This is a genomic window from Mycobacterium sp. SMC-8 (genome assembly GCF_025263565.1).
Taxonomy (GTDB): domain Bacteria; phylum Actinomycetota; class Actinomycetes; order Mycobacteriales; family Mycobacteriaceae; genus Mycobacterium.
The window spans coordinates 5,955,734-5,980,858 of sequence record NZ_CP079865.1 but is presented as its reverse complement, the minus strand read 5'-3'; the positions used below and the strand labels follow the sequence as shown (position 1 = coordinate 5,980,858).

General features: G+C 67.2%; 15 protein-coding genes, 1 tRNA gene and 2 pseudogenes. 15 read left to right on the top strand and 3 right to left on the bottom strand.

What is annotated here, in order from left to right; all coding sequences use genetic code 11:
• Positions 1-47: 47 nt before the first annotated feature.
• From KXD97_RS28695 to KXD97_RS33410, 4 genes and pseudogenes are all read left to right on the top strand, one after another.
• Positions 48-536, top strand: coding sequence for a hypothetical protein (locus tag KXD97_RS28695; protein WP_260754367.1), 489 nt, complete (start codon positions 48-50; stop codon positions 534-536).
• A 105-nt stretch (positions 537-641) separates the two neighbouring features.
• Positions 642-1,838 (top strand): annotated as a pseudogene (locus KXD97_RS28690) (IS3 family transposase); the annotation flags it as partial.
• Entirely contained in the window at positions 1,778-3,127 is a 1,350-nt protein-coding gene (locus KXD97_RS28685) for an IS30 family transposase (protein ID WP_234713714.1), read from the top strand. The pseudogene KXD97_RS28690 and the gene KXD97_RS28685, both read left to right, overlap by 61 nt.
• 23 nt (positions 3,128-3,150) lie before the next feature.
• Positions 3,151-3,365, top strand: a pseudogene (locus KXD97_RS33410) (integrase core domain-containing protein); the annotation flags it as partial.
• Positions 3,366-3,892: 527 nt separating this feature from the next.
• Here KXD97_RS33410 and KXD97_RS28675 read toward each other — a convergent pair.
• Positions 3,893-5,335: a PE-PPE domain-containing protein gene (locus tag KXD97_RS28675; RefSeq protein ID WP_260754366.1), complete on the bottom strand. Its 1,443-nt coding sequence runs from the start codon at positions 5,333-5,335 to the stop codon at positions 3,893-3,895.
• A gap of 287 nt (positions 5,336-5,622) precedes the next feature.
• On the bottom strand, positions 5,623-6,027 hold the full coding sequence (locus KXD97_RS28670; protein ID WP_260754365.1) for a nuclear transport factor 2 family protein: 405 nt from the start codon (positions 6,025-6,027) through the stop codon (positions 5,623-5,625).
• An 88-nt stretch (positions 6,028-6,115) separates the two neighbouring features.
• Here KXD97_RS28670 and KXD97_RS28665 point away from each other — a divergent pair, with 88 nt between their 5' ends.
• Positions 6,116-6,901 (top strand): TetR/AcrR family transcriptional regulator, encoded by a 786-nt coding sequence (locus tag KXD97_RS28665; protein ID WP_260754364.1) that lies wholly within the window; start codon positions 6,116-6,118, stop codon positions 6,899-6,901.
• Positions 6,902-6,986: 85 nt separating this feature from the next.
• Here KXD97_RS28665 and KXD97_RS28660 read toward each other — a convergent pair.
• Positions 6,987-7,060, bottom strand: a tRNA-Arg gene (locus KXD97_RS28660).
• Positions 7,061-7,146: 86 nt separating this feature from the next.
• Here KXD97_RS28660 and KXD97_RS28655 point away from each other — a divergent pair.
• The 10 genes from KXD97_RS28655 to KXD97_RS28610 all read left to right on the top strand — a co-directional run bounded on the left by KXD97_RS28655 (position 7,147) and on the right by KXD97_RS28610 (position 25,123).
• Positions 7,147-8,634 carry a wax ester/triacylglycerol synthase family O-acyltransferase gene (locus KXD97_RS28655; protein ID WP_260754363.1) on the top strand — a complete coding sequence of 496 codons (1,488 nt, stop codon included), beginning with the start codon at positions 7,147-7,149 and terminating at the stop codon, positions 8,632-8,634.
• Complete coding sequence (locus KXD97_RS28650; RefSeq protein ID WP_260754362.1) at positions 8,631-10,295, top strand: HAD-IB family hydrolase/lysophospholipid acyltransferase family protein; 1,665 nt, start codon at positions 8,631-8,633, stop codon at positions 10,293-10,295. Before KXD97_RS28655 ends, KXD97_RS28650 begins: the two co-directional genes overlap by 4 nt.
• On the top strand, positions 10,292-12,643 hold the full coding sequence (locus KXD97_RS28645) for a glycerol-3-phosphate 1-O-acyltransferase (protein WP_260754361.1): 2,352 nt from the start codon (positions 10,292-10,294) through the stop codon (positions 12,641-12,643). The genes KXD97_RS28650 and KXD97_RS28645 overlap by 4 nt, the downstream gene beginning before the upstream one ends.
• Positions 12,644-12,674: 31 nt before the next feature.
• The gene (locus KXD97_RS28640) at positions 12,675-14,693 is read left to right on the top strand and encodes a bifunctional copper resistance protein CopD/cytochrome c oxidase assembly protein (protein WP_260754360.1); all 2,019 of its coding nucleotides are present in this window, start codon (positions 12,675-12,677) and stop codon (positions 14,691-14,693) included.
• A 280-nt stretch (positions 14,694-14,973) separates the two neighbouring features.
• Positions 14,974-15,459, top strand: coding sequence for a single-stranded DNA-binding protein (locus KXD97_RS28635; RefSeq protein WP_260758192.1), 486 nt, complete (start codon positions 14,974-14,976; stop codon positions 15,457-15,459).
• A 65-nt stretch (positions 15,460-15,524) separates the two neighbouring features.
• The gene (locus KXD97_RS28630; RefSeq protein ID WP_260753369.1) at positions 15,525-17,072 is read left to right on the top strand and encodes an IS1182 family transposase; all 1,548 of its coding nucleotides are present in this window, start codon (positions 15,525-15,527) and stop codon (positions 17,070-17,072) included.
• 270 nt (positions 17,073-17,342) lie between these two features.
• A complete protein-coding gene (ettA, locus tag KXD97_RS28625) occupies positions 17,343-19,019 on the top strand; it encodes an energy-dependent translational throttle protein EttA (RefSeq protein ID WP_260754359.1) in 1,677 nt (558 codons plus the stop codon).
• Positions 19,020-19,134: 115 nt separating this feature from the next.
• Positions 19,135-24,030 carry an NAD-glutamate dehydrogenase gene (locus tag KXD97_RS28620; RefSeq protein ID WP_260754358.1) on the top strand — a complete coding sequence of 1,632 codons (4,896 nt, stop codon included), beginning with the start codon at positions 19,135-19,137 and terminating at the stop codon, positions 24,028-24,030.
• Positions 24,027-24,446, top strand: a complete 420-nt coding sequence (locus tag KXD97_RS28615) for a thioesterase family protein (RefSeq protein WP_260754356.1) — start codon at positions 24,027-24,029, stop codon at positions 24,444-24,446. Before KXD97_RS28620 ends, KXD97_RS28615 begins: the two co-directional genes overlap by 4 nt.
• Positions 24,443-25,123: a hypothetical protein gene (locus KXD97_RS28610; protein WP_260754352.1), complete on the top strand. Its 681-nt coding sequence runs from the start codon at positions 24,443-24,445 to the stop codon at positions 25,121-25,123. Before KXD97_RS28615 ends, KXD97_RS28610 begins: the two co-directional genes overlap by 4 nt.
• The last annotated feature ends 2 nt before the right edge of the window (positions 25,124-25,125 follow it).

Below are 25,125 nucleotides of genomic sequence, written 5' to 3'. Positions count from 1 at the left end.
ATTTTATTTTCGTCGTCGAACGTCAGATCGGGAGGTACCGTCCGATCATGAAGACCATTTCAGCTATCGCTGCGTTGGCGGCATTGGCCGCAATGAGCGGTTGCTCTATCGACGATGGCACCGTTGAGACGATCCGCGACAATGTGGAGAGTCAATACTCGGAGACGATGGCGGCACGGGCCAGTGAGTCCGCGGCCCCTGCGCCGTCGTCGGGGTCGTCAGGCTGGGCCGGGATGCCCAACTTGGAAATGCCGCCAGGGGTCAGTTGGTACCGCACGGAAAACGACGGTATGGCCGGGGTTTGGTCATATAACGGCAAGAAGGACGACACGGAATTGCGGAGCCAAATCTATCGTCGGGTGGATGAGCAGCTCATGAGGGGCGGCTGGGAGGAGTGCCCCGCATCGGCCGACCCCGTGTACGAGTGGATTCGAGATACCGAGGGCTTCCGGCTCCACTTCGTGGCAGGCTCTGGCTACACGATGTACGTCCGACTGACTCGACTGCCGTACGAGATGGCTAACGGCTGCCCATGATCATCGCAACCCCGGGGGTATCAACATCTTTCCCCGGGCATGTTCGGCGACTCTCTTGGCACCGCGAAATCGCATCAACAATATTGGTGTATGATCCGCCCCGGCGTGTCCGGAGAGTTCTTCTGTTGGGAAGGATGGGCACGTGGGAACGAAGTCATCGAAGCGGTATCCAGACGAGCTGAAGGCGCGAGCGGTGCAGATGGTGGCCGATCTGCGCAGCGACACGGTCTCGGAGTGGGAGGCGATGGGCCGGGTTGCTGATCTGCTGGGCGTCGGTACCGCCGAGACGGTGCGCAAATGGGTCCGCCAGGCCGAGATCGACGCCGGAGATCGGGCTGGGCAGACCAGCGAGGAATCCGAGGTCCTGCGCAAGCTGCGCCGGGAGAACGCCGAACTCAAGCGGGCCAACGCGATTTTGAAGGCGGCGTCGGTTTTCTTCGCTGCCGAGCTCGACCGGCCGTCTCAGTAGTCGTGGAGTTCATCAGCGCCCACCAGCACATGCGTGTGGGCGCTGATGGTCTCAAGTGGGGTGTCGAGTCGATGTGCGCCGTGCTCTCGGAGTTCGGCGTCGTGATCGCCCCGTCGACGTATTACGCCCACCGCGCCCGCCGTGGCCCCTCGAAGGCGGACTGGACTGATGCGCAGGTGATCGACGCCATCTGGCGGCTGCGCCGATCCAACAAGCTGTTCGCGGTTCTGGGTGCCCGTAAGACGTGGATTGTGTTGCGTACCAACGGACTCGATGTCTCACGGTGTGTTGTGGAGCGGGTCATGCGGGAGATGGGTTGGCGGGGTGCGTGCAAGCGCCGCCGGGTGCGCACCACCATTGCTGATCCGGCAGCAACGCGAGCTCCGGATCGGGTCGCGCGGCATTTCGTCGCCGGCGCGCCGGACCGTTTGTGGGTGGCCGATTTCACGTACTGCCGGACCCGTGCCGGCTGGGCCTACACAGCGTTCGTGACCGACGTCTACGCCCGCAAGATCGTAGGCTGGAAGGTGGCCACCGAGATGACCCAGAAGCTGGTGACCGATGCGATCAACCACGCCATAGATACCAGGAAGCGTTCTGGTGCAACATTTTTGGATGATCTGATCCATCACAGCGATGCGGGCTCTCAAGGCGGATTCAACTGGTCGTCGCAACACCTTGATCACGGAGGTGTGGTGTGGCCAAGCGTAAGGACGCGGAATCGGTTGGTAGGCGACGGCAGTGGGCGGCTGACCGTGCGTTGCGGCCTGCGATGCGCTCACCAGGGCGCCCGGACCCGTCGCGGTCGGTGCAGCGTCAGTTTTGGCGGCTGATCGCCCAGGGTGTCTCCACCGACGACGCAGCCGCAGAGGTCGGCGTGTCGACACCGGTGGCGACCAGGTGGTTCCACCACGCTGGCGGCATGACGCCGATCAGTCTGGATGAGCCCACGGGCCGGTATCTGTCGTTCGCCGAGCGGGAGGAGATCGCACTGCTACGCGCCCAGGGCGCCGGGGTGCGTGAGATCGCCCGCGAGATCAAGCGTGACCCCTCGACAGTTTCGCGGGAACTGCGGCGCAACGCAGCCACCCGCAGCGGCACGCAGGTGTACCGCGCAGGGGTGGCGCAGTGGAAGGCCCAGCAAGCAGCAAAGCGCCCGAAACCCGCGAAACTGGCAGTCAACCCGCAGCTGCGTGAGTACGTGCAGCAGCGGCTCGATGGCAGTGTCCGCGGACCCGACGGCACCGCCGTCGCAGGTCCGCAGACCAAGGCCTGGAACGGCCGCAACAAGCCGCACCGACAAGACCGACGGTGGTCGACAGCATGGAGCCCGGAACAGATTGCCCACCGCTTACCGCTGGATTTCCCCGATGATGAGTCCATGCGCATCAGCCATGAGGCGATCTATCAGTCCTTGTTCATCGAGGGGCGTGGGGCGCTCAAACGGGAATTGGTCGCGTGCCTGCGGACCGGTCGTGCGCTGCGGGTCCCGCGGGCCAGGACACAGAACAAACCGCAGGGACATGTCACCGCGGACGTCGTGATCAGCAAACGCCCTGCCGAAGCCGCCGATCGCGCAGTTCCTGGGCATTGGGAGGGTGATTTGATCATCGGTGCGGGCCGGTCGGCGATTGCCACCGTGGTGGAACGCAAGAGCCGCTCGGTGATGCTGGTTCACCTTCCCCGCCTCGAGGGGTGGGGTCTGGCGCCGCCGGTGAAGAACGGGCCGGCGCTCAGCGGCTACGGCGCCGAGGCGATGAACGCTGCCCTGATCGCCTCACTGGCACAGCTACCCAAGCAGCTGCGTCAGACGTTGACATGGGACCGCGGCAAAGAGTTGGCCGCGCACGCCCAGTTCACCTTCGACACCGGAACGAAGGTGTTTTTCGCCGACCCGCACTCGCCATGGCAGCGGCCTACTAACGAGAACACCAATGGCGTTCTGCGTCAGTACTTTCCGAAAGGCACCGACTTATCTCGATGGTCGGCTCAAGACCTCGAAGCGGTCGCACTGACGCTCAACAACCGACCCCGAAAGGTCCTCGGCTGGAAGACTCCCGCCGAAGTCTTTGCCCAACAGCTACACTCACTCCAACAACCCGGTGTTGCAACGACCGATTGAACCCGCCCAATATACGGCGGTAGCGTTCACTGAACACTTGGCCGCTGAAGGGATCCTGCCCTCAGTCGGATCGGTGGGCGATAGCTTCGACAACGCCTTGGCCGAATCGGTGAACAGCAGCTACAAGACCGAACTCATCGACCACCAGCCGCCGTATCCCGGTGCCGCCGACCTCTCGCTGGCAACCGCCGAATGGGTGGCTTTCTACAACCGGCAGCGACCGAATGGCTACTGCCAGGACCTGACTCCGGACCGGGCCGAAGCCCTCTATTACCATCGCCAACGGCACCCTCATACCGAGGAGGCACTCAGATAAGAGAACCTCCCGACATGCCGGGGTGGATCAGTAAACCATCTTTCATATGGCTTCATAAGGCCGAATCTGCCAGCACCCGAATCTGCGTTCTCTTCGATGAGGGTGAGCGAGTCCATTGCAAACAATGGCTTACAGATATTGGACACTCTGAGTCAAAGCCGGAGTGCTGGTGGATATGCCGAAGTGTTGTTCCACCTATTGTGGTCGAGCGGGCGCACATGCGGGGTCGTTTTCGTTTGGGGTCAACGGGCAAATGGTGCGCGCCGTTTCAGCCGGCCGGATTTGAAGTCCATCTCGAGGTACAGATCACGCCCACGTTCTCCATTTTCGTCATGACGGCGAGTGCCGCAGACCACCCGCAGCCTTTGGAAGCCTCGGCTACGGGTGCCTCTGGCCCGCTGCTGACTTGTTCACACGCCCGTACGGTCCGATTCTGCCGATGCCTCGGCCTACGCGGTGGAACCCCCGCCGGCTGTGTCGGTCTTGTCGGCCGCACCGGTCGTCGCCTCGGTGTCGGGCCTCGCAGCTTCTCCGGATTCGGTGACGGACTCGGCTTCGATGATGGAATCGGACGCGGTTTCCGGGTCGGATCCGGCTCCGGTGACGGGCACGGCATCGTCCTCGATGCTCTGCTCGTCGTGCTGCAGGATCTCCGGGTCGGCGTCCTTGGAGGCGGGTTCGGCAGGGGTGCCCTCGTAGACCGCAAAGGTGGGGTCTTCGTCCACAGCCGGCGTCTCGTGATCGACTGGATCGCCGTCGGAGACCCCGGAGGCACGGACCTCCCGGCCGGTGGGGGATTCCTGCGGGGCGTGCCCAGAATCGTTGTCGGACAACGTGTCTAGGCCTTCACGGATGGCGCCGGGCACCTTAGCCGCCGCGCTGACGATCTCGCCCAGCGACGGCATCAGCCGGGCGGGCCGGTAGCGGCTCGGATCCGACGGCATCGGGTTGCCGTCGTAATAGGCCGAGTCCACGATGACTTTGAGCAGCGGGGCGGACACATCGGCGACGGCATCACCGAGAACATCGCGGATCAACCGCGCCAGCGGAAGCTCGTCGGTGGTGTACGTGACGTAGGTGGTGTTGCCTCGGGTCGTCAGGTACGCGACCACCCGATCGCCCACGGGCGGGGCACACCGGGCGTTCTCGCACGGCACGGCCTCACCACGGGTGAGCACCGCGCACGTGTTCGCCCCCCCGCACGACACGGCCGGCCGGCCGTCGACGTCGACGGGCAGGTCGATCTCGGACTGCTCCCGGTACCCGTACAGATACGCCACCAGAGAGTTCACGTGCGCCACCAGATTGAACAGGTCCGCGGGCGCGTTGGAGTTGTAGTTGTACTGGTAGGCGATGTCGACCACGGCAGCAGCGGTGGTGTCCGTCCGCGACGGGAACGGGTTCACCCCGATCAACGCGAACAGCGGATAGCGGGTACCGAACCCTCCGTCGGGGCGGGATACGTTGTTGTCCAGGATTAACACCGTCTTCGGCAACGCCGGGTCGGCGCTGCGGTCGAGCCGGTTCAACAGCAGGCTCACGTTGGCGGCACCCCAGCCGGAGGACAGCACGGCGTTGTCCTCACCGGAATTGGCTTGCAGCGCTGCGTCGATCGCGCCGACCCCGCCCCGGAAATCGACGCCGACGAGATCCGCGCCCGGCTGCCCGCCGGAGTTGTAGGGGGCCTGGTTGAACTTGCCGCCGAAGAAGTCCTCGTTGCCGGTTGGGTCGGGATGAGTGGAACTCCCGACGACGATCAGCGCGCTCAGATCGACAAGCGGCGCCGAGATCGACGCCGGATGGGTGGCGGCGACCCCGCCGACGGTGACTGCCATGCCGATCGCCGCAGCGCCGGCCGCGGTCGTGGCGGCCTTACTCCGAAATTTGCCCATACCTTGGCCCCTCCCCGCGACACGGTATCCCGCCGCAGCGTATTGCGCGACTGCTTCCCGTCGGCGCGCTGGGGTATCGCGGCGAAATGCTCGTCGAGGAAGACTCCCAGCGATGTCCACGCACGGCGGGATGCGGATTCGCTGAAAAGCACACCCCGCGACGCGTCGTCAGCGAACGTCGCCACGGCGATTGGCCTGGTAGCCGAGCTGGGTGAGGCGTCTCGCGAAGTTCGACCGGGCGTCGCTGCGATTTTCTATGCCGTCGAAGACCAGGACGGTGGGCCCGGCTAGGAGTCGCCCCAGCCGCCCTGAACCATGGTCTGGAACTTCCAACCGTCGCTGCGGGATCGGACCAGAAGGTCGCCGTACCGGACCTGCTGGCTGTGCCCGTCCACGGTGATCGTGGCGTCGGTAATCACGAAGACCAGGTTCTCGTTGATGAAGTGCGGGGTCCGCACCGACTCCATAAAGACATCCCCGGCGCCGCCGAGTTCCTGTGTCATCTGCGCGACGAACCGGTCACGGTCGCAGGACTCGGCCCGTCCGTCGGTGACCTCGTTGAGCGGAAACATCGCCTGATCGGCCATCCCCTCGATGTCCTTGGCCACCGCCAGCGCGTCGTAGCGCGCGAACCACGCCAGGACGTCCTCGACATCGGCGGGTGACGGGGCGTAACCACCCTCAGCTGTCATATGGAACATCCTCTCTTCTCCGTACCGTGTACGACGTACAGTGTACGGGATTCTTGCGCGGTATGGACCGGCCGTTACGATCAGCCGGATGGACAGGCGCGGAACGGCCCCCGACAGGACCAGCGCGGGCGATCCGGTGCGGACGCTGGAACTGCTGTGGCGCACACCGGGCGGCGCCCGAACCCCGCGCGGGCCCCGGCAGCGCACCACCGTCGACGCGGTGGTCGGCGTCGCGACCGAGATCGCCGACGCCGACGGGCTCGCCGCGGTCACGATGCGCGCGGTCGCGACGCGGCTCGGCATCGCCACCATGGCGACTTACACCTACGTGCCCGGTAAGGCCGAGCTGCTCGACCTGATGCTCGACAGTGTCCACGCCCAGATGCCACGCGCCGATCTGCGTGGATTGCCCTGGCGTGAGCGGGTTTCGGCCATCGCCGCGGAGAATCGCGACATGCTCGACCGGCATCCGTGGGTGGCGCAGCTGGCGACCACCCGCCCGCCGCTCGGGCCGGGCACCATCGCGAAGTACGAGCACGAACTCGGTGCGTTCGACGGCCTCGGGCTCAGCGATCTGGAGATGGATGCGGCGCTGACCTACGTGCTCGGCTTCGTGATGTCGGTGGCGCGTATCGCGATCGACTCGCAGAGGGCCGGAGCCGACAGCGGCGTGACCGACCAGGCGTGGTGGGAACGGGCCGAGCCGCTGCTGGCGAGAATGTTCGACGCCGAGAAGTTTCCGCTCGCCTCCCGCGTCGGGGCGGCCGCGGGGCGGGCCCACGCCGGCGCATACAGCGCCGGGCACGCCTACGAGTTCGGGCTGGCACGCGTGCTCGACGGCCTCGCGCCCGTGATCGAGACCGCAGACCGGTAGCGAGGCGGTGCCGTTCGAGGATTCGGGCCGCCGCACGCACGACCCGCCGCCCGACAGTCGCCTCGGTTCCTTGGTGAGGAATTTGCGCCCCCGGCAGGAATCGAACCTGCGACCTAGAGATTAGAAGGCTCTTGCTCTATCCAACTGAGCTACGGAGGCAACGCCGAGCAGTGTATCGCGCGGGTCGGCGGTGACAGCCACTAAAGCCGCCTCCTGCGAGACGGCTGCCGACTAGCGTGGTGCGCATGAGCAATGAGCCGGAACTGGACGCGGCCGGACTCCCGGAGGAACTCAGTCCGCTCGACCAGATCCTGCACCGCGGCGAAGCCAATCCGCGCACCCGCTCGGGCATCCTGACCGTCGAGCTGCTCGACACGACCCCCGACTGGGACACCTTCTACACCCGCTTCGAGCACGCGTCCCGCAAGGTGCTGCGGCTGCGCCAGAAGGTCGTCACCCCGACGCTGCCGACGGTGGCGCCGCGCTGGGTCGTCGACCCCGACTTCAATCTCGACTTCCACCTGCGGCGGGTGCGTGTCCCCGAACCCGGCACCATCCGGCAGGTGATGGACCTCGCCGAGATCGCGGTGCAGTCGCCGCTGGACATCTCCCGGCCTCTGTGGACGGCCACCCTGATCGAAGGGGTGGAGAACGGTCGGGCCGCCCTCATGGTCCACCTGAGTCACGCCGTCACCGACGGCGTCGGTGGTGTCGAGATGTTCGCCAACCTCTACGACTTCGAGCGGGAACCGGTGCCGCAGCGCCCTCCGCCGCTGCCGATCCCCTCCGACCTGTCGCCGAACGATCTGATGCGCGCCGGCCTGAACCGACTGCCCGGCACCATCGTCGGCGGCGTCCGCGGCGCATTGTTCGGCGCGGTCCAGGCGGTCGGGCACGTGGTGCGCGACCCGGTGACGCGGCTGGGCAGCGCTATCGACTACGCGATGTCGGGGGCCCGCGTCATGGGCCCGGTCGCCGACCCGTCGCCGATTCTGCGCCGGCGCAGCCTGTCCTCCCGTAACGAGGCGATCGACATCGAGTTCGGCGACCTGCACCGCGCCGCCAAGGCCGCCGGCGGCTCGATCAACGACGCCTACCTGGCCGGCGTGTGCGGGGCGTTGCGGCTCTATCACGAGGCCAAAGGTGTTCCGGTGGACACACTGCCGATGGCTGTGCCCGTCAACCTGCGCTCCGAGGACGATCCCGCGGGCGGCAACCGGTTCGCCGGGATCAACCTCGCGGCGCCCATCGGGCTCGCCGACCCCGAGGTGCGGATCAAGGAAATCCGGTCGCAGGTGACGAGCAAGCGCGAAGAGCGGGCCCTGGACCTGGTCGGCGCGATCGCCCCTGTGGTCAGCCTGCTTCCCGACCCGGTTCTGGAGTCGATGGCGGGATCGATCGTCAATGCCGACGTACAGGCCAGTAACGTGCCGGTGTACGCCGGGGACACCTTCATCGCCGGCGCGAAAGTGTTGCGCCAGTACGGTATCGGGCCGTTGCCCGGTGTGGCGATGATGGTGGTGCTGGTGTCGCGTTCGGGGTACTGCACGATCACCGCCAGGTACGACCGCGCGTCGATCACCGAGCCCGACCTCTTCGCCCGCTGTCTGCTCGCCGGCTTCGATGAAGTGCTCGCCCTCGGCGGCGACGGCCGTGCCGTCCCGGCGACCTTCACCGCGCGTACCGCCCCCGTCGAATCATCGACCCGACTGAACGGAAGTGGCCCCCAGTGACTTCGGCGACACCGGACAACCGTCAACTGCGTCTCCCTGGTTCGGTCGCCGAGATCCAGGCCAGCCCTGAGGGGCCGCAGATCGGTGCGTTCTTCGACCTCGACGGCACGCTCGTCGCAGGGTTCACCGGCGTGGTGATGACCCAGGATCGCTTGCGGCGCAGACAGATGTCGGTGGGGGAGTTCATCGGCATGGTCCAGGCCGGCTTGAACCACCAGCTCGGCCGCTCGGAGTTCGAGGATCTGATCGGCAAGGGCGCGCGTATGTTGCGCGGGAACTCGGTGGACGACATCGACGAACTCGCCGAACGCCTGTTCGTCCAGAAGATCGTCAGCCGGATCTATCCCGAGATGCGCGAGATCGTGCGCGCGCACATGGCCCGCGGCCACACCGTCGTGCTGTCTTCTTCGGCGCTCACCGTCCAGGTTGAGCCGGTGGCCCGCTTCCTCGGTATCGACAACGTGCTGAGCAACAAGTTCGAAACCGACGACGACGGGTTGATCACCGGCGAGGTGCAGCGGCCCATCATCTGGGGGCCCGGCAAGGCGAGGGCGGTCCAGGAGTTCGCCGCCGCCAACGGCATCGATCTGTCGAAGAGCTACTTCTACGCCGACGGCGACGAGGATGTCGCGCTGATGTACCTGGTGGGCAACCCCCGTCCGACCAACCCGGCGGGCAAACTTGCCGCTGTCGCGGCCAAGCGCGGCTGGCCCATCCTGCGTTTCAGCAGTCGTAGCGGTTCGAGTCCTGCGTCGCAGGTACGCACCGCGCTCGGCGTCGCGTCGATGGTGCCGATCGCCGCCGGAGCCCTCGGCGTCGGACTGCTGACCCGCAACAAGCGCACCGGGGTCAACTTCTTCACGTCGATGTTCGGGCGCACGCTGCTCGACACCATCGGCATCAACCTGCAGGTGCTGGGCAGGGAGAATCTCACCGCGCAGCGGCCCGCGGTGTTCATCTTCAACCACCGCAATCAGGCGGACCCGCTGATCGCCGGGAGGTTGATCAACAACGACTTCACCACGGTCGGCAAGAAGGAACTCGAGAACGACCCCATCGTCGGCACCATCGGCAAGATCCTGGATGCGGCCTTCATCGACAGGGAGGATCCCCAGAAGGCCGTAGAAGGCCTCCGCAAGGTCGAAGAGCTTGCGCGCAAAGGTCTTTCGATACTCATCGCCCCCGAGGGGACCCGGCTTGACACCACCGAGGTGGGCCGCTTCAAGAAGGGCCCGTTCCGGATCGCGATGTCGGTGGGCATCCCGATCGTGCCCATCGTGATCCGCAATGCCGAGGTGATCGCCGCCCGCGACTCCAGCACATTCAACCCTGGCCTTGTCGATGTCGTTGTCTACCCGCCGATCCCGGTCGACGACTGGACGCAGGAGAACCTGACCGAACGCATCGAGGAGGTGCGCCAGCTCTACCTTGACACCCTGAAAGACTGGCCGCACGACGAACTCCCGGTGCCGGACCTGTACCGGCGCGCCGAGACCGCCAAGAAGAGGCCGGCCCGCAAGACGCAGGCCGCGAACGTGACCTCCAAGAAGGCTGCCGCCAAGAAGGCTGCCGCCACGAAGACGGCCAAGAAGGCGCCGGCGAAAGGCGCCGCCAAGAAGGCGCCGGCCAAGGGGGCCGGTGGCACGAAGGGCCGGCCGTGAAGGTCCGGGCCGATGACTTCGCCGCCTACAACGCCGTCGACGACACCCTGGTGCTGGCGTCGGTGTCCTCACCTGCCGAGGAGGAGTTGCTGCGCGACTGGCTGGAGAGCCAGCGACGCGCCCATCCCGAGTCGAAGATCGAGGTCCTCAAGCTGCCGGCCGACGACGATCCGGCCCCTGCGGTGCTTGCCCAGCTGGTGGAGCTGCTCCAGGCCGATGAGGATCGCTCGGTGGTCCCCGTACGCGTGTTCTGGGTTCCCGGCGGACTTCCCACCCGGTCCAAGGTGGTCGCGGTGCTGTCCGGCCGTGACACCTACTGCCCGCCGAAGGTGCTGCAGCGCGCGATCCTGAAGCGGGACCCGTCCCGGGCCCGCGTCGTCGCCGGTGAACCCGCCAAGGTCGCCGAGCTGCGGCAGCGCTGGAGCGAGACGACCGTCGCCGAGAACCCTAGGGAATTCGCCCGATTCGTGCTCCGGCGGGCGATCCTGGCCATCGAGCGCGTCGAGTTGCGGTTGCTCGGCCCCGAATACAAGTCGCCCCGGCTGATCAAGCCGGAGGTGTTGACCTCGGCGCGGTTCCGTGAGGGGCTGGAGAAGATCCCGGGCGCCACCGTCGAGAAGGCGGGGGAGATGCTCGACGAACTCGCCACCGGCTGGAGCCGATTCTCGGTCGACCTCATCCCGTCACTGGGGCGGGCGATCTTCAGCCGCGGCTTCGACCCGAACATCGACTACGACCGCGGTGAGGTCGAGGCGATGCGCCACGCACTGGAAGCCCATCCGGCCGTGCTGCTGTTCTCGCACCGGTCCTACCTCGACGGCGTCATCGTCCCGGTGGCCATGCAGGAGAACAGGCTGCCACCTGTCCACACCTTCGCGGGCATCAACCTGTCCTTCGGGTTCATGGGCCCGCTGATGCGCCGCTCCGGGGTGATCTTCCTGCGGCGCAAGCTCGACGACCCGCTGTACAAGTTCGTGCTGCGCCAGTTCGTGGGCTATATCGTCGAAAAGCGGTTCAACCTCTCATGGGCGATCGAGGGGACCCGGTCGCGGACCGGAAAGATGTTGCCGCCCAAACTCGGCCTGCTCGCGTACGTCGCCGACGCCTACCTGGACGGCCGCAGCGACGACATCCTGCTGCAGCCGGTGTCGATCAGCTTCGACCAGTTGCACGAGACCGCCGAGTACGCCTCGTACGCCCGGGGTGGCGAGAAGACCCCCGAGGGATTGTCATGGCTGGTCAACTACATCCGCGCTCAGGGCGAGCGCAACTACGGCAAGATCTATGTCCGCTTCCCCGAGGCGGTTTCGATGCGTGAGTACCTCGGTGAGCCGCACGGCCCCCTGGCCACCGACGAGTCGGCCAAAAGGCTGGCGATGCAGAAGATGGCGTTCGAGGTGGCCTGGCGGATCCTGCAGGTCACCCCGGTGAACGCGACGGCGCTTGTGTCGGCGCTGCTGCTCAGCACCCGCGGCATCGCGCTGACGCTTGACCAGCTGCACCACACGCTGCAGGACTCGCTGGACTATCTGGAGCGTAAGCAGACGCCGATGACCAACAGCGCGCTGCGGCTCCGGACTCCGGAAGGGGTGCGCGCCGCGCTGGACGCGCTGTCGGGCGGGCATCCGGTGACCCGCACCGACAGCGGCCGGGTGACCGTGTGGAGCATCGCCCCGCAGGACGAATTGGAGGCGGCGTTCTACCGCAATTCGCTGATCGACGCGTTCCTGGAGACCTCGCTGGTCGAGTTGGCGCTGGCCTACGCCGCGCGCACGGACACCGACCGGTTGGACGCGTTCTGGAATCAGGTGATGCGGCTGCGGGATCTGCTCAAGTTCGAGTTCTATTTCGCCGACTCGGCCGCCTATCGCGAGCACGTGGCCGAGGAGATGTCCTGGCATCAGGATTGGGAGAGCGACGTCGCCGCCGGCGGTGACCGGCTCGACGCGCTGCTGCAGGAGAAACGCCCCGCAATCGCCGGACCGCTGCTGCGACCGTTCTTCGAGGCGTATGAGATTGTCGCCGATGCGCTCATCGACGCACCGGCGGAGATCTCGGAGAAGGATCTGACGGCCAAAGCGCTCGGCCTCGGTCAGCAGTACGTCGCGCAGGGGCGGGTGCTGAGCACCGAATCGGTGTCGGCATTGCTGTTCGCGACCGCCCGGCAGGTGGCCGCGGATCAGCATCTGCTCACCCCGGCCGCCGATCTGGATGAACGCCGCAGAGCCTTCCGCCGTGAGCTGCGCGGCATCCTCAAGGACATGGACACCGTGGACCGGTGCGCGCGCAGGCAGTTCTCCGCCCGCGAGCGCAGCCGCCGGGAGCTGCGCAACGACCCTGTGTCGTAGATCGCGTCCGGGAAGGTCATACGCTGGGCACATGACGTCTGTCGCCCGCGCCGCACCCGTCGGGGTGCACCGCGCCCCGGTGTGGGCGGTGCTGTGCGGCGTCGCGGTGCTGGCCGGTCTGACCGCCGCGGCGCTGTCGGCGCTGTCGCTCGCCGAGGCGCTGACCGCCACCGGGCTGCCCGACCCCGGGCCTGTGACAAGTTACGGCCTGCCGTTCGTCCGGGCGGCCGGCGAGATCGCGGCGGTGACCGCCACGGGCGCGTTCCTGTTCGCGGCGTTCATGGTTCCGCCCCAGCCCAACGGTGTCCTCGACGCCGCCGGCTACCGCGCGCTGCGAACAGGCACCGCGGCCGCGGGTGTCTGGGCGGTGTGCGCGGTGCTGATGGTGCCGCTGACGGTGTCCGATGTCAGCGGTCAGCCGTTGACGACGCGGCTGAGCCCGGCCGACATCTGGTCGGTGGCCGATCTGATCGACATCGCCGGTGCGTGGCGATGGACGGCGTTGCTGGCCGGGTTGGTCACCGTCGTCAGCATCCCGGTGTTGCGCTGGTCGTGGACCCCGGTGCTGTTCGCCGGGTCGCTGCTCACGTTGCTGCCCCTGGGCCTGACCGGACACTCGTCGTCCGGCGGTGCACACGACGTGGCGACCAACAGCCTGCTCATCCATCTCGTCGCCGGGGCGATCTGGGCGGGCGGGCTGTTGGCTCTGCTGGCCCACGCGTTGCGCCGCGGCGAGCACGGTCCGCTCGCCGCGCGCCGCTTCTCGGCCGTCGCACTGTGGTGCTTCGTCGCGATGGCGCTCAGCGGGCTGGTCAACGCGCTGGTCCGGATCAGGCCCGCGGACCTGGTGAGCACCGATTACGGTCTGTTGATCCTGGCCAAGATCGCGGCATTGGCGGCCCTCGGTGTGCTCGGCTGGCAGCAACGCCGGAAGGGGGTCGCTGCGTTGCAGCAGGACCCCGGGGCGCGGGGCCCGCTGCTCCGGCTGGCCGTGGTGGACGCCGTGATCTTCGCGCTGACCTTCGGCGTCGCCGTCGCGCTGGGGCGAACCCCGCCGCCGCCCCCGGTGAACCTGAACCTGTCGATCCCGGCGGTCGAAATCGGCTATGACCTCGCCGGCCCGCCGACGCTGGCCAGGATGCTCTTCGACTGGCGCTTCGACCTCGTATTCGGTACCGCGTCAGTCGTGTTCGCGCTGGTCTACCTCGCCGGGGTGATCCGGTTGCGGCGGCGCGGCGATGCGTGGCCTGCCGGCCGGACCGCGGCCTGGCTGCTGGGCTGTCTGGTGCTGCTGCTGGCCACGTCCTCAGGAATCGGGCGCTACATGCCGGCGATGTTCAGCATCCACATGGTCGCGCACATGATGCTGTCGATGCTCGCGCCGATCCTGCTGGTGCTCGGCGCCCCCGTCACGCTGGCGCTGCGGGCGCTACCGGCCTCGGGCCGCAACGACCCGCCCGGCCCGCGCGAGTGGCTGCTGGCAGCCCTGCACTCGCGCCTCTCCCAGGTGCTGACCAACCCGTTCGTCGCGACGGCGCTGTTCATCGTCGGGTTCTACGGCCTCTACTTCGGCGGCATCTTCGACGCGGCGGCGGGTAGTCACTTCGCGCACCTGGCGATGAACCTGCACTTCCTGCTCAGCGGCTACCTCTTCTACTGGGTCGTGATCGGCATCGACCCGACACCGCGACCGCTGCCACCGCTGGCCAAACTCGCGATGGTGTTCGCGTCGCTGCCGTTGCACGCGTTCTTCGGCGTGGTCCTGATGAGCACGCAGTCGGTGATCGCTGAGAGCTTCTACCGCTCGCTGAATCTGAGCTGGCACACCGACTTGCTCGGCGACCAGAAACTCGGCGGCGGGATCGCCTGGGCCGCGGGTGAGGTGCCGCTGGTCGTCGTGCTTATCGCGCTGTTCGTGCAGTGGCGCCGTTCCGACGAGCGCACCGCCAGGCGGCTCGACCGCGCCGCCGACCGAGACGACGACGCCGACCTCGCGGCCTACAACGCAATGCTCGCCGAGTTCGCCCGGCGCGAACGCGAGCGCGGCTGAGGCGCGAACATCATATTTTCAGCTGTTCAGATATTCAGGTGTTGTGTTAGCGTCGCGGTAGCGGGCCGGCCCGGGCGCACCGATGCAGCACATCGACGTGGTGGCCGGCCCGCACCAGCGGGTGCGACCATCCCCAATCCGCGATTCATCCACAGCCTGCGCCCTGATGCTCGACGCCCTGCCTCCGGGTGTCGGCGGCCGCGTGCTCAATGGCGGTGTCATCGCAGGATCGGGCACGGTGCCTGATCCTGCAGCTGAGAAACTCAGGAGAGGCACCACCATGTTCGAGACACCGATCACCGTCGTCGGCACCATCGTCACCGCACCTGATCGCCGGCGGGTCGGCGACCAGGAGCTGTTCAAGTTCCGCGTGGCCAGCAATTCCCGGCGTCGTACCGCCGACGGCACCTGGGAACCGGGCAACTCGCTGTACGCGACCGTGAACTGCTGGGGCCGCCTGGTCACCGGCGTCGGGGCGGGCCTCGGGAAGGGAGATCCCGTCATCGTTGTTGGTTACCTGTACACCAACGAATACGAGGACCGCGACGGTAACCGTCGGTCGTCCCTGGAGATCCGGGCCACCTCGGTCGGCCCGGATTTGGCGCGCTGCATCGTCCGCATCGAGAACCGCCGCCACCCCGAGCCCGCGGCCCCTGCCGCTGGGGTGGAGCGGCAGGACGGGCCCGTCGAGGGCGAAGCCATCGCCTATGGGGACGCAGCCGAGGTCGACACCGCCGAACCGGAGTCACTGAAGCTGACCGCCTAGGAGTCTGCTGAATTAATCCGGCGTGGTGGCGGGGTTTGTGGCTGGGTTCTCGAGATGATTAATGGATGCAGGGGCATTCTGAGGATCAGCGTGAGCTGTTGGATGCGGAGTCGGTTGCCGGGCATCTGCTGAAGTCCGACAGCATGTTTGTATTCCTGGCCGAACACCGCCACGAGTTGTTTCCCGAGGCGATGTTCGCTGATCTTTTCCCGTCGCGGCGGGGGCGTCCGAGCGTGCCGGCCGAGGTGATGGCCTCGGTGATCACCTTGCAGGCCCTGCACGGGCTCTCTGATAGCGAGACCGTGGACGCGGTCACCTTCGATCTGCGCTGGAAAGCCGCGTGCGGGTTGGCGGTGACCGCGCCGGCGTTTCACTCGACCACGCTGACCTATTGGCGGCGCCGGCTGGCGGCCTCGCAGGCGCCGGACCGGATCTTTGAGGCGGTCAAGGCCGTCGTGGCGCAGACCGGTGTGTTGGCCAAAAAGACGCGGCGAGCGTTGGACTCCACCGTGCTCGATGATGCGGTGTCCACCCAGGACACCGTAACCCAGCTGATCGCTGCGATCCGCCGGGTCGGGCGCGAAGTCCCAGGGGCCGGCGAGGTGATCACCACTTACTGCACCGCCCACGATTACAGCGATCCGGGTAAACCGGCGATCGCCTGGAACGACAGAACCGCCCGCGACCAGCTTGTCGACGCCTTGGTCGGCGATGCGCACCGGCTGCTGGGGCATCTGCCCGACCAGGAACTGGGCCCGCGCGCCGCTGAGGCGGTGTCGTTGTTGGCGCTGGTCGCCGGCCAGGACGTCGAACCGGTCGAGGGTTCTGATGGCACCGACGGGCAGTGGCGCATCGCGCAGAAGGTGGCCGGTGATCGGGTGATCTCTACCGTGGATCCCGAAGCCCGCCATGCCCATAAGACGGTGCATCGCCGCCAGGACGGATACAAGGCCCACATCGCGGTCGAACCTGATACCGGGATCATCACCGACTGCGCGCTGACCAAGGCAAGCGGACAAGACAATCACGAAGCCGTCATCGGACTGGCGCTGCTGGCACACGAGACGACGGCGGTGCGGGTGCTCGGCGATTCGGCCTACGGCACCGGTCAGGCACGGGCGACGCTGGCCGAGCTCAAGCATGTCGCCGTGATCAAACCGCTCCCGCTGAGAACCCCGGTCCCGGGTGGGTTCACCAGCGATGACTTCACCATCGATTTCGCGGCCCGTACCGTGACGTGTCCGGCCGAGCACACCATCCCCATCGGGCCTAGCGGTGGAGCCGCATTCGAAAAGCATTGCCGGTCATGCGCTTTGAGGCACCTGTGCACCACCGCAGTGCGTGGGCGAAAGCTCACCATCAGCGAACACGAACCGCACCTACGTGCCGCCCGGGCCATCGCGCGCACACCCGAATGGCAGGCCGAGTACCGCCAACACCGCCCCATGGTGGAACGCTCGATCGCCTGGTTGACCCGCGGCAACCGCAAAGTCCGCTACCGCGGCGTCAGCAAGAACAACCACTGGCTGCACCACCGCGCCGCCGCATTGAACCTGCGCCGCCTGATCAGCATGGGCCTGACCCACACCGGCACCACCTGGGCCATCGCCTAAGCCCAGACATCCCGGCGGCCTTGCGGCGCGAACATCGGATTGCCACGCCCCAAACGGCGGGGCAATCCCGAATCTGTCGGCCTGCCTGTGACTTCACACACGCGCCGACGAGCGCTTGAGACGCCCCGCCCCATCAACCCACTAATTCAGCAGACTCCTAGCGGCCAACGCCGCCGCTGCGGCCACGCCTAGGATGGGGCCCGACTATCGCGCAGTCCGAGATGATCCCGCCCAGCGAGTACCGGGATCGAGAAAGGCACATCGAAGGCAATGGCCGAATTCATCTACACGATGCGGAAGGTCCGCAAGGCGCACGGCGACAAGGTCATCCTTGACGACGTCACGCTGAACTTCCTTCCGGGCGCGAAGATCGGCGTCGTCGGACCCAACGGGGCCGGTAAGTCGAGCGTCTTGCGGATCATGGCCGGCTTGGACCAGCCCAACAACGGCGATGCGTACCTGGCTCCCGGCGCGAGCGTCGGCATCCTGATGCAGGAGCCCAAGCTCGACGAGACCAAGACCGTCCGCGAGAACGTCGAGGACGGCGTGGCCATCAAGGCCAAGCTCAACCGGTACAACGAGGTGGCCGAACTGATGGCCACCGACTACACCGACGAGCTGATGGACGAGATGGGCAAGCTTCAGGAGGAGCTCGACGCCGCCGACGCCTGGGACATCGACAGCCAGCTCGAGCAGGCGATGGACGCGCTGCGTTGCCCGCCGCCCGACGAGCCGGTCACCCACCTTTCCGGTGGTGAACGGCGCCGCGTGGCGCTGTGCAAGCTGCTGCTGTCCAAGCCCGACCTGCTGCTGCTTGACGAGCCCACCAACCACCTGGACGCGGAGAGCGTGCTGTGGCTGGAGCAGCACCTGGCCAGCTACAAGGGCGCCATCCTGGCCGTCACCCACGACCGGTACTTCCTCGACAACGTCGCCGAGTGGATCCTCGAACTCGACCGGGGCCGGGCCTACCCGTACGAGGGCAACTATTCGACCTACCTGGAGAAGAAGGCAGAGCGGCTGGAGGTCCAGGGCAAGAAGGACCAGAAGCTGCAGAAGCGGCTCAAGGACGAGCTGGCCTGGGTCCGTTCGGGCGCCAAGGCCCGGCAGGCCAAGAACAAGGCCCGTCTGCAGCGGTATGAGGAGATGGCCGCGGAGGCCGAGAAGACGCGCAAGCTCGACTTCGAGGAGATCCAGATCCCGACGCCGCCCCGGCTGGGCAACGTCGTGGTCGAGGTCGACCACCTCGACAAGGGTTTCAGCGGTCGCCCGCTGATCAAGGACCTGTCGTTCACGCTGCCGCGCAACGGCATCGTCGGTGTGATCGGCCCCAACGGTGTCGGCAAGACCACGTTGTTCAAGACAATCGTCGGTCTCGAACAACCCGACAGCGGCACCGTGAAGGTCGGTGACACCGTGAAGCTGAGCTACGTCGACCAGAGCCGCGCGGGCATCGACCCGAACAAGACCGTCTGGCAGGTCGTCTCCGACGGGCTGGATTACATCGAGGTCGGTCAGAACGAGATCCCGTCGCGGGCCTACGTATCGGCGTTCGGGTTCAAGGGTCCAGATCAGCAGAAGCCGGCCGGGGTGCTCTCCGGAGGTGAGCGCAACCGGCTGAACCTGGCGCTGACCCTCAAAGAGGGCGGCAACCTGATTCTGCTCGACGAGCCCACCAACGATCTCGATGTGGAGACGTTGAGTTCGCTGGAGAACGCGCTGGAGAACTTCCCGGGCTGCGCGGTGGTGATCTCCCACGACCGCTGGTTCCTGGATCGCACCTGCACGCACATTCTCGCGTGGGAAGGTGACGACGACGACAACGAGGCCAAGTGGTTCTGGTTCGAGGGCAACTTCGGCGCCTACGAGGAGAACAAGATCGAACGGCTGGGCGCCGAGGCGGCCCGTCCTCATCGGGTCACCCACAGGAAGCTGACTCGGGGATAGTCTCGTCGTGCGGACCAGGTAACCGGGTGCGGACGCGAGGAGCAACACCAACCGAGCCCACGGCACCCGGTTACAGCCAACGGCGGCCGGTGCGCGTGCGAGTCAGGAGCGGCGAATGTCGTTGAATCCAGGTGCAATCAACAGTTCGGCTGGCCAGGGCGACCCGGTGGTCCCGGCTGAGGTCATCGATCGGTTGCTCCCTTGCTACCTGGCGACCTACCGCGGCCCGCACGGCGGTGCCCCCGGTGCCGAAGGGGCCGTCACGGGTCCGCTACGGCGTCCGGGTGCCGACACGCTCGCCGGTCCGGCGCTGGTCGCGGCGCAATACCGGCTCGGTGCCCACCGGTCGCCCGGCGCCACCCGCGTCGCCGTCCACGCCGCGGACGCCGAGGGCGGGTTCGGGCCCGCGCTGCAGGTGGTCACCGACAACGCGACCATGCTGATGGACTCGATCACGGTGCTGCTGCACCGCATCGGGGTCGCCTACACCGCGATCATGAACCCGGTGTTCCGGGTCCGCCGGGGCAGCGGTGGCGAATTGCTGGACATCGTGCCGTCATCGGAAGCGACGTTCGGCGACGGAGTCGACGAGACGTGGGTCCACGTGCAGCTCGCCGGCTCGGTCGACCGGCGGGCGCTGGCCGAGGCCGAGGAACTGCTGCCCGGCGTGCTCGCCGACGCCAGGCAGGTCGCGCGTGATTCCTCCGACATGGTCGCGGCGCTGCGCGTGCTCGCCGCCGAACTCGATGGTGACTCCGGACGGCGGTTCCCGAGCCCCGACCGCAAGGACGTGGCGGCGTTGTTGCGCTGGCTGGCCGACGGGCATTTCGTGCTGCTGGGCTACCAACGCTGCCCGGTCAGGGACGGGGAGGCCACCGTCGACGCCTCCAGCCGACTCGGGGTGCTGCGGCTGCGCCAGGACGTGTTGCCGCCGCTGACCAACAAGGACGAACTGCTGACGCTGGCGCAGGCCACGATCCCGAGCTTCCTGCGCCACGGCGCGTATCCGCAGCTCGTGGTGGTGCGCGAGCAGTCCGCCGACAATGGTGCCGACGACACCGCGGCCATCGAGCACCGGTTCATCGGTATGTTCACGGTGGCGGCGGCGAACGCGAACGTGCTGGAGATCCCGCTGGTGTCCCGGCGGGTCAACGACGCGCTGGCGATGGCCCATCGTGACCCCGGTAATCCTGGACAGCTTCTGCTCGACATCATCCAGACCATCCCGCGTGCGGAACTGTTCGCCCTCACCGCCCGAGGTCTGCTCGACATGGCGATGGCGGTGGTGGATCTGGGATCGAGGCGTCGCACGCTGCTGTTCCTGCGCGTGGACCCGCTCGCCCACTTCGTGTCGTGTCTGGTGTACCTGCCGCGCGATCGGTACACCACCGCCGTGCGGCTGGACATGCAGGACATCCTGGTGCGCGAGCTCGGGGGCGTCAGCATCGACTACGCCGCCAGGGTCAGCGAGTCACCCTGGGCTGTCGTGCATTTCACCGTGCGGCTACCCGAGGGCACCCGACAGCAGGACGTCGACGTCTCCGAGGCCAACGAGTCGCGGATCCAGGACCTGCTCACCGAGGCGGCCCGCACGTGGGGCGACCGGCTGATGGGGGCCGTCGCCGCAGGTTCCGAGGTCGATCACGCGACTGCGGAGCACTACGCGTCGGCGTTCTCCGAGGTGTACAAGCAAGCGGTCGAGCCCACCCACGCGCTCGCCGACATCGCGATCATTGAAGAGCTGCAGGATGATTCGGTCAAGTTGGTACTGACCGACGGCGACGACAGCACCGAACCCGGGGTGTCCCACCTGAACTGGTATCTCGGCGGGCGGTCGGCCTCGCTGAGCCGTCTGCTGCCGATGCTGCAGTCGATGGGTGTGGTCGTGCTCGAAGAGCGGCCGTTCACGGTGACCCGGCCCGACGGTCTGCCGGTCTGGATCTACCAGTTCAAGGTGAGGCCGCACCGTGGTGTCCCCGAAGCCCCGTCGGGGGAGCAGCGCGAGGCCTACGCGCAGCGGTTCGCCGACGCCGTCACCGCCATCTGGCACGGCCATGCCGAGATCGACCGGTTCAACGAGCTGGTGCTGCGCGCGGGGCTCACCTGGCGGCAGGTGTCGGTGCTGCGCGCGTACGCCAAATACCTCAAACAGGCCGGGTTCGCCTACAGCCAGGGCCATGTCGAGTCGGTGCTCAACGACAACGCAGGCACCGCCCGTTCGCTCATCGAGCTCTTCGAGGCGCTGTTCCGCCCCGTCGAGCAGAACTCGGGCGGGGCCAACCGCGACGCGCAGGCCGCCGCCGCGGCCGTCGCCGCCGACATCGACGCCCTGGTCAGCCTCGACACCGACCGCGTGCTGCGGGCGTTCGCGTCGATGATCCAGGCCACCCTGCGCACGAACTACTTCATCACGCGTGCGGAGTCGGCGCGCGCGCAGAACGTGTTGTCGTTCAAGGTGAATCCCGAACTCATCGACGAATTACCCTTGCCCCGGCCGAAATTCGAGATCTTCGTGTACTCACCCCGGGTCGAGGGTGTGCACCTGCGGTTCGGGTACGTCGCCCGCGGCGGGCTACGCTGGTCGGACCGCCGCGAGGACTTCCGCACCGAGATCCTCGGTCTGGTGAAGGCCCAGGCGGTGAAGAACGCCGTCATCGTGCCGGTCGGCGCCAAGGGCGGTTTCGTCGTCAAACACCCGCCGGCGCCCACCGGTGAGGCCGCTGCCGACCGCGAGGCCACCCGGGACGAGGGAGTGGCCTGCTACCGGCTGTTCATCGCCGGCCTGCTGGACATCACCGACAACGTCGACAAAATCAGCGGTGACATCGTCGCGCCCTCCGATGTCGTCCGCCGTGACGGTGACGACGCGTACCTCGTCGTCGCGGCCGACAAGGGCACCGCCACGTTCTCCGACATCGCCAACGACGTCGCGAAATCCTACGGCTTCTGGCTGGGGGACGCCTTCGCCTCGGGTGGTTCGGTCGGCTACGACCACAAGGCGATGGGCATCACCGCCAGGGGAGCCTGGGAATCGGTCAAGCGCCACTTCCGTGAGATGGGCGTGGACACCCAGTCCGAGGACTTCACCGTCGTCGGCGTCGGCGACATGAGTGGCGACGTGTTCGGTAACGGGATGTTGCTGTCCAAGCACATCCGGCTGCTGGCCGCGTTCGACCACCGGCACATCTTCATCGATCCGGACCCCGACGCCGCGTCGTCGTGGGAGGAGCGCAAGCGCCTGTTCGACCTGCCGCGGTCCAGCTGGGACGACTACGACAAGTCGCTGATCAGCGAGGGTGGCGGCGTGTACAGCCGGCAGCAGAAGTCGATCACGATCAGCCCGCAGGCGCGGGCCGCGCTCGGACTCGGCGACGACGCCACTGAGCTCACTCCGCCGGCGCTGATGAAGGCGATCCTCAAGGCGCCGGCAGATCTGCTGTGGAACGGCGGTATCGGCACCTACATCAAGGCCGAGACCGAAGCCGACGCCGACGTCGGCGACCGTGCCAACGATGCGGTGCGCGTCAACGGCAATCAGGTGCGCGCCAAGGTGATCGGTGAAGGGGGCAACCTCGGCGTGACCCCGCTGGGTCGCACGGAGTTCGACCTGTGTGGCGGGCGCATCAACACCGACGCGCTGGACAACTCCGCGGGCGTGGACTGTTCTGACCACGAGGTCAACATCAAGATCCTGATCGACTCGCTGGTCACCGCGGGGAAGGTCGCCGCGCAGGACCGCACCGACCTGCTGCTGTCGATGACCGACGAGGTGGGCCGACTCGTGTTGGCCGACAACGAGAGTCAGAACGACCTACTCGGCACCAGCAGAGCCAACGCGGCCAGCCTGCTGAACGTGCACGCCCGGATGATCAAGGACCTCGCCGCCGAACGGGGGCTGAACCGGGAGCTGGAGGCGCTGCCGTCGGAGAAGGAGATCCGGCGACGCACCGACGCCGGAATGGGATTGACCTCGCCGGAACTGGCGACGCTGATGGCCCACGTGAAATTGGCGCTGAAGGCCGACCTGCTCGACGGGGATTTGCCCGACCAGGAGGTGTTCGCCTCCCGGTTGCCGTCCTATTTCCCGGTCACGCTGCGCGACCAGTTCGGCCCCGAGATCCGGACCCACCAGCTGCGCCGCGAGATCGTCACCGCCATGCTGGTCAACGACGTCGTCGACACGGCGGGCATCTCGTATGCCTACCGCGTCACCGAGGACGTCGGGGTGGCGCCCGTCGATGCGATCCGCAGCTTCGTCGCCGTCGACGCCATCTTCGGGGTCGGCCGGGTGTGGCGCCAGATCCGGGAGGCCGGTCTCAACGGCGCGTCGGTGGCGGTCACCGACAGGATGACGCTCGACCTGCGCCGGCTCATCGACCGCGCCGCGCGGTGGCTGCTGAACTACCGGCCGCAGCCGCTGGCCGTCGGCGCCGAGATCAACCGGTTCGCCGAGAAGGTCAGGGCTCTGACACCGTGGATGCCGGAGTGGCTGCGCGGGGATGACAAGGCGATCGTCGCCAAGGAGGCCGCTGAGTTCAGCTCACAGGGCGTCCCCGATGACGTCGCCTACATGGTGGCCTCGGGGCTGTACCAGTTCAGCCTGCTCGACGTGATCGACATCGCCGACATCGTCGACCGCGACGCGGCCGAGGTCGCCGACACCTATTTCGCGCTGATGGACCACCTCGGCACCGACGGGCTGCTGACCGCGGTGTCACGACTATCCCGCAACGACCGGTGGCATTCGTTGGCGCGGTTGGCGATTCGCGACGACATCTACGGTTCGCTTCGGGCGCTGTGCTTCGATGTGCTGGCTGTGGGTGAGCCCGACGAGAGCGGCCCCGAGAAGATCGCCGAATGGGAGATGACCAACAGCTCGCGCATCAGCCGGGCCAGGCGCACTCTGGCCGAACTGTACGAGAGCGGTGAGCACGACCTGGCCACATTGTCGGTCGCGGCGCGACAGATTCGAAGCATGACAAGGACGAGCGGAACAGGATCGAGTGGGTGACGGATCGACACGGCTTCACGGCGCCGGTGCACGTGCGGTGGTCGGACATCGACATGTACCAGCACATCAACCACGCCACCATGGTCACCATCCTTGAGGAAGCCAGAATCCCTTTCCTGCGTGAGCCTTTCGGCGACGAGATCACCACGATCGGGCTGCTGATCGCCGAGGTGAACATCTCCTACAAGGCGCAGCTGCGGCTGATCGACTCACCACTTCAGGTCACGATGTTCGCCAAACGGGTACGGGCGGTCGACTTCACGATCGGCTACGAGGTGCGCTCGGTAGGGGCGTCGCCCGAGTCACGTCCGGCGGTGGTCGCCGACACCCAGCTCGCGGCGGTGCACATCGAAGAGCAGCGGCTGCAACGGCTTTCCGAGGCGCAGCGCAAGTATCTGCGCGGCTGGATGCGATGACCGTCGCCGAGCGGGGACTGTGGCTGGCGCAGGCCGCGCAGCGGGAGGACCTGGCGCGGTTCGCCGAACGGGTGCTGCGGCTCGACGAGGCCGCCGTGATCCGGCTGCGCCGCCGCGACGCCGACGCCGTGGTCGCCTGGGCGCCGACCGGCTTCGATGTGCTCGCCGGCCGGGTCGTGGCGGGCCGGACCGCACCAGCCGACCTGTGCGCCAGCGCCGACGCGCTGCGGCGCGGCCTGGCCGCGGCCGCGGCCGACGGGTACGTCGACCCCGGTTTCGCGATGGACTCCGCCTGGCGCGGCGCGCTGCCGCCCGACACCGGCTTTGTCCATCTCGACGACGTACCCGCCCACGTCATGCTCGACCTGGCGCAGCGGGGGACCACTCTGGCCAAGGAGCACTCGGGTGCGCACGGCCCGCCGCCGTCGCTGCTCGATCAGGAGGTCCTGGCGGTGTCGTCAACCCTGGGCAGTGCGGGGGTACCGATGCGTTGTGTGTTCGCACTGACGGCGATGGGATTCCTGCCGCAGGCCCCGGCGCGCGACCGGTTCGCCCCGGAGTCGGTCGGTGCCGATGAGGTGGTGCGGGTGCGGGCGACGGCGGCGTGGCTGCGCATCGATGCCCGGTTCGGCAGCGTGTACCGCCGCCGCGGCGACCCGGCGGTGGTGTTGAGCTGAGC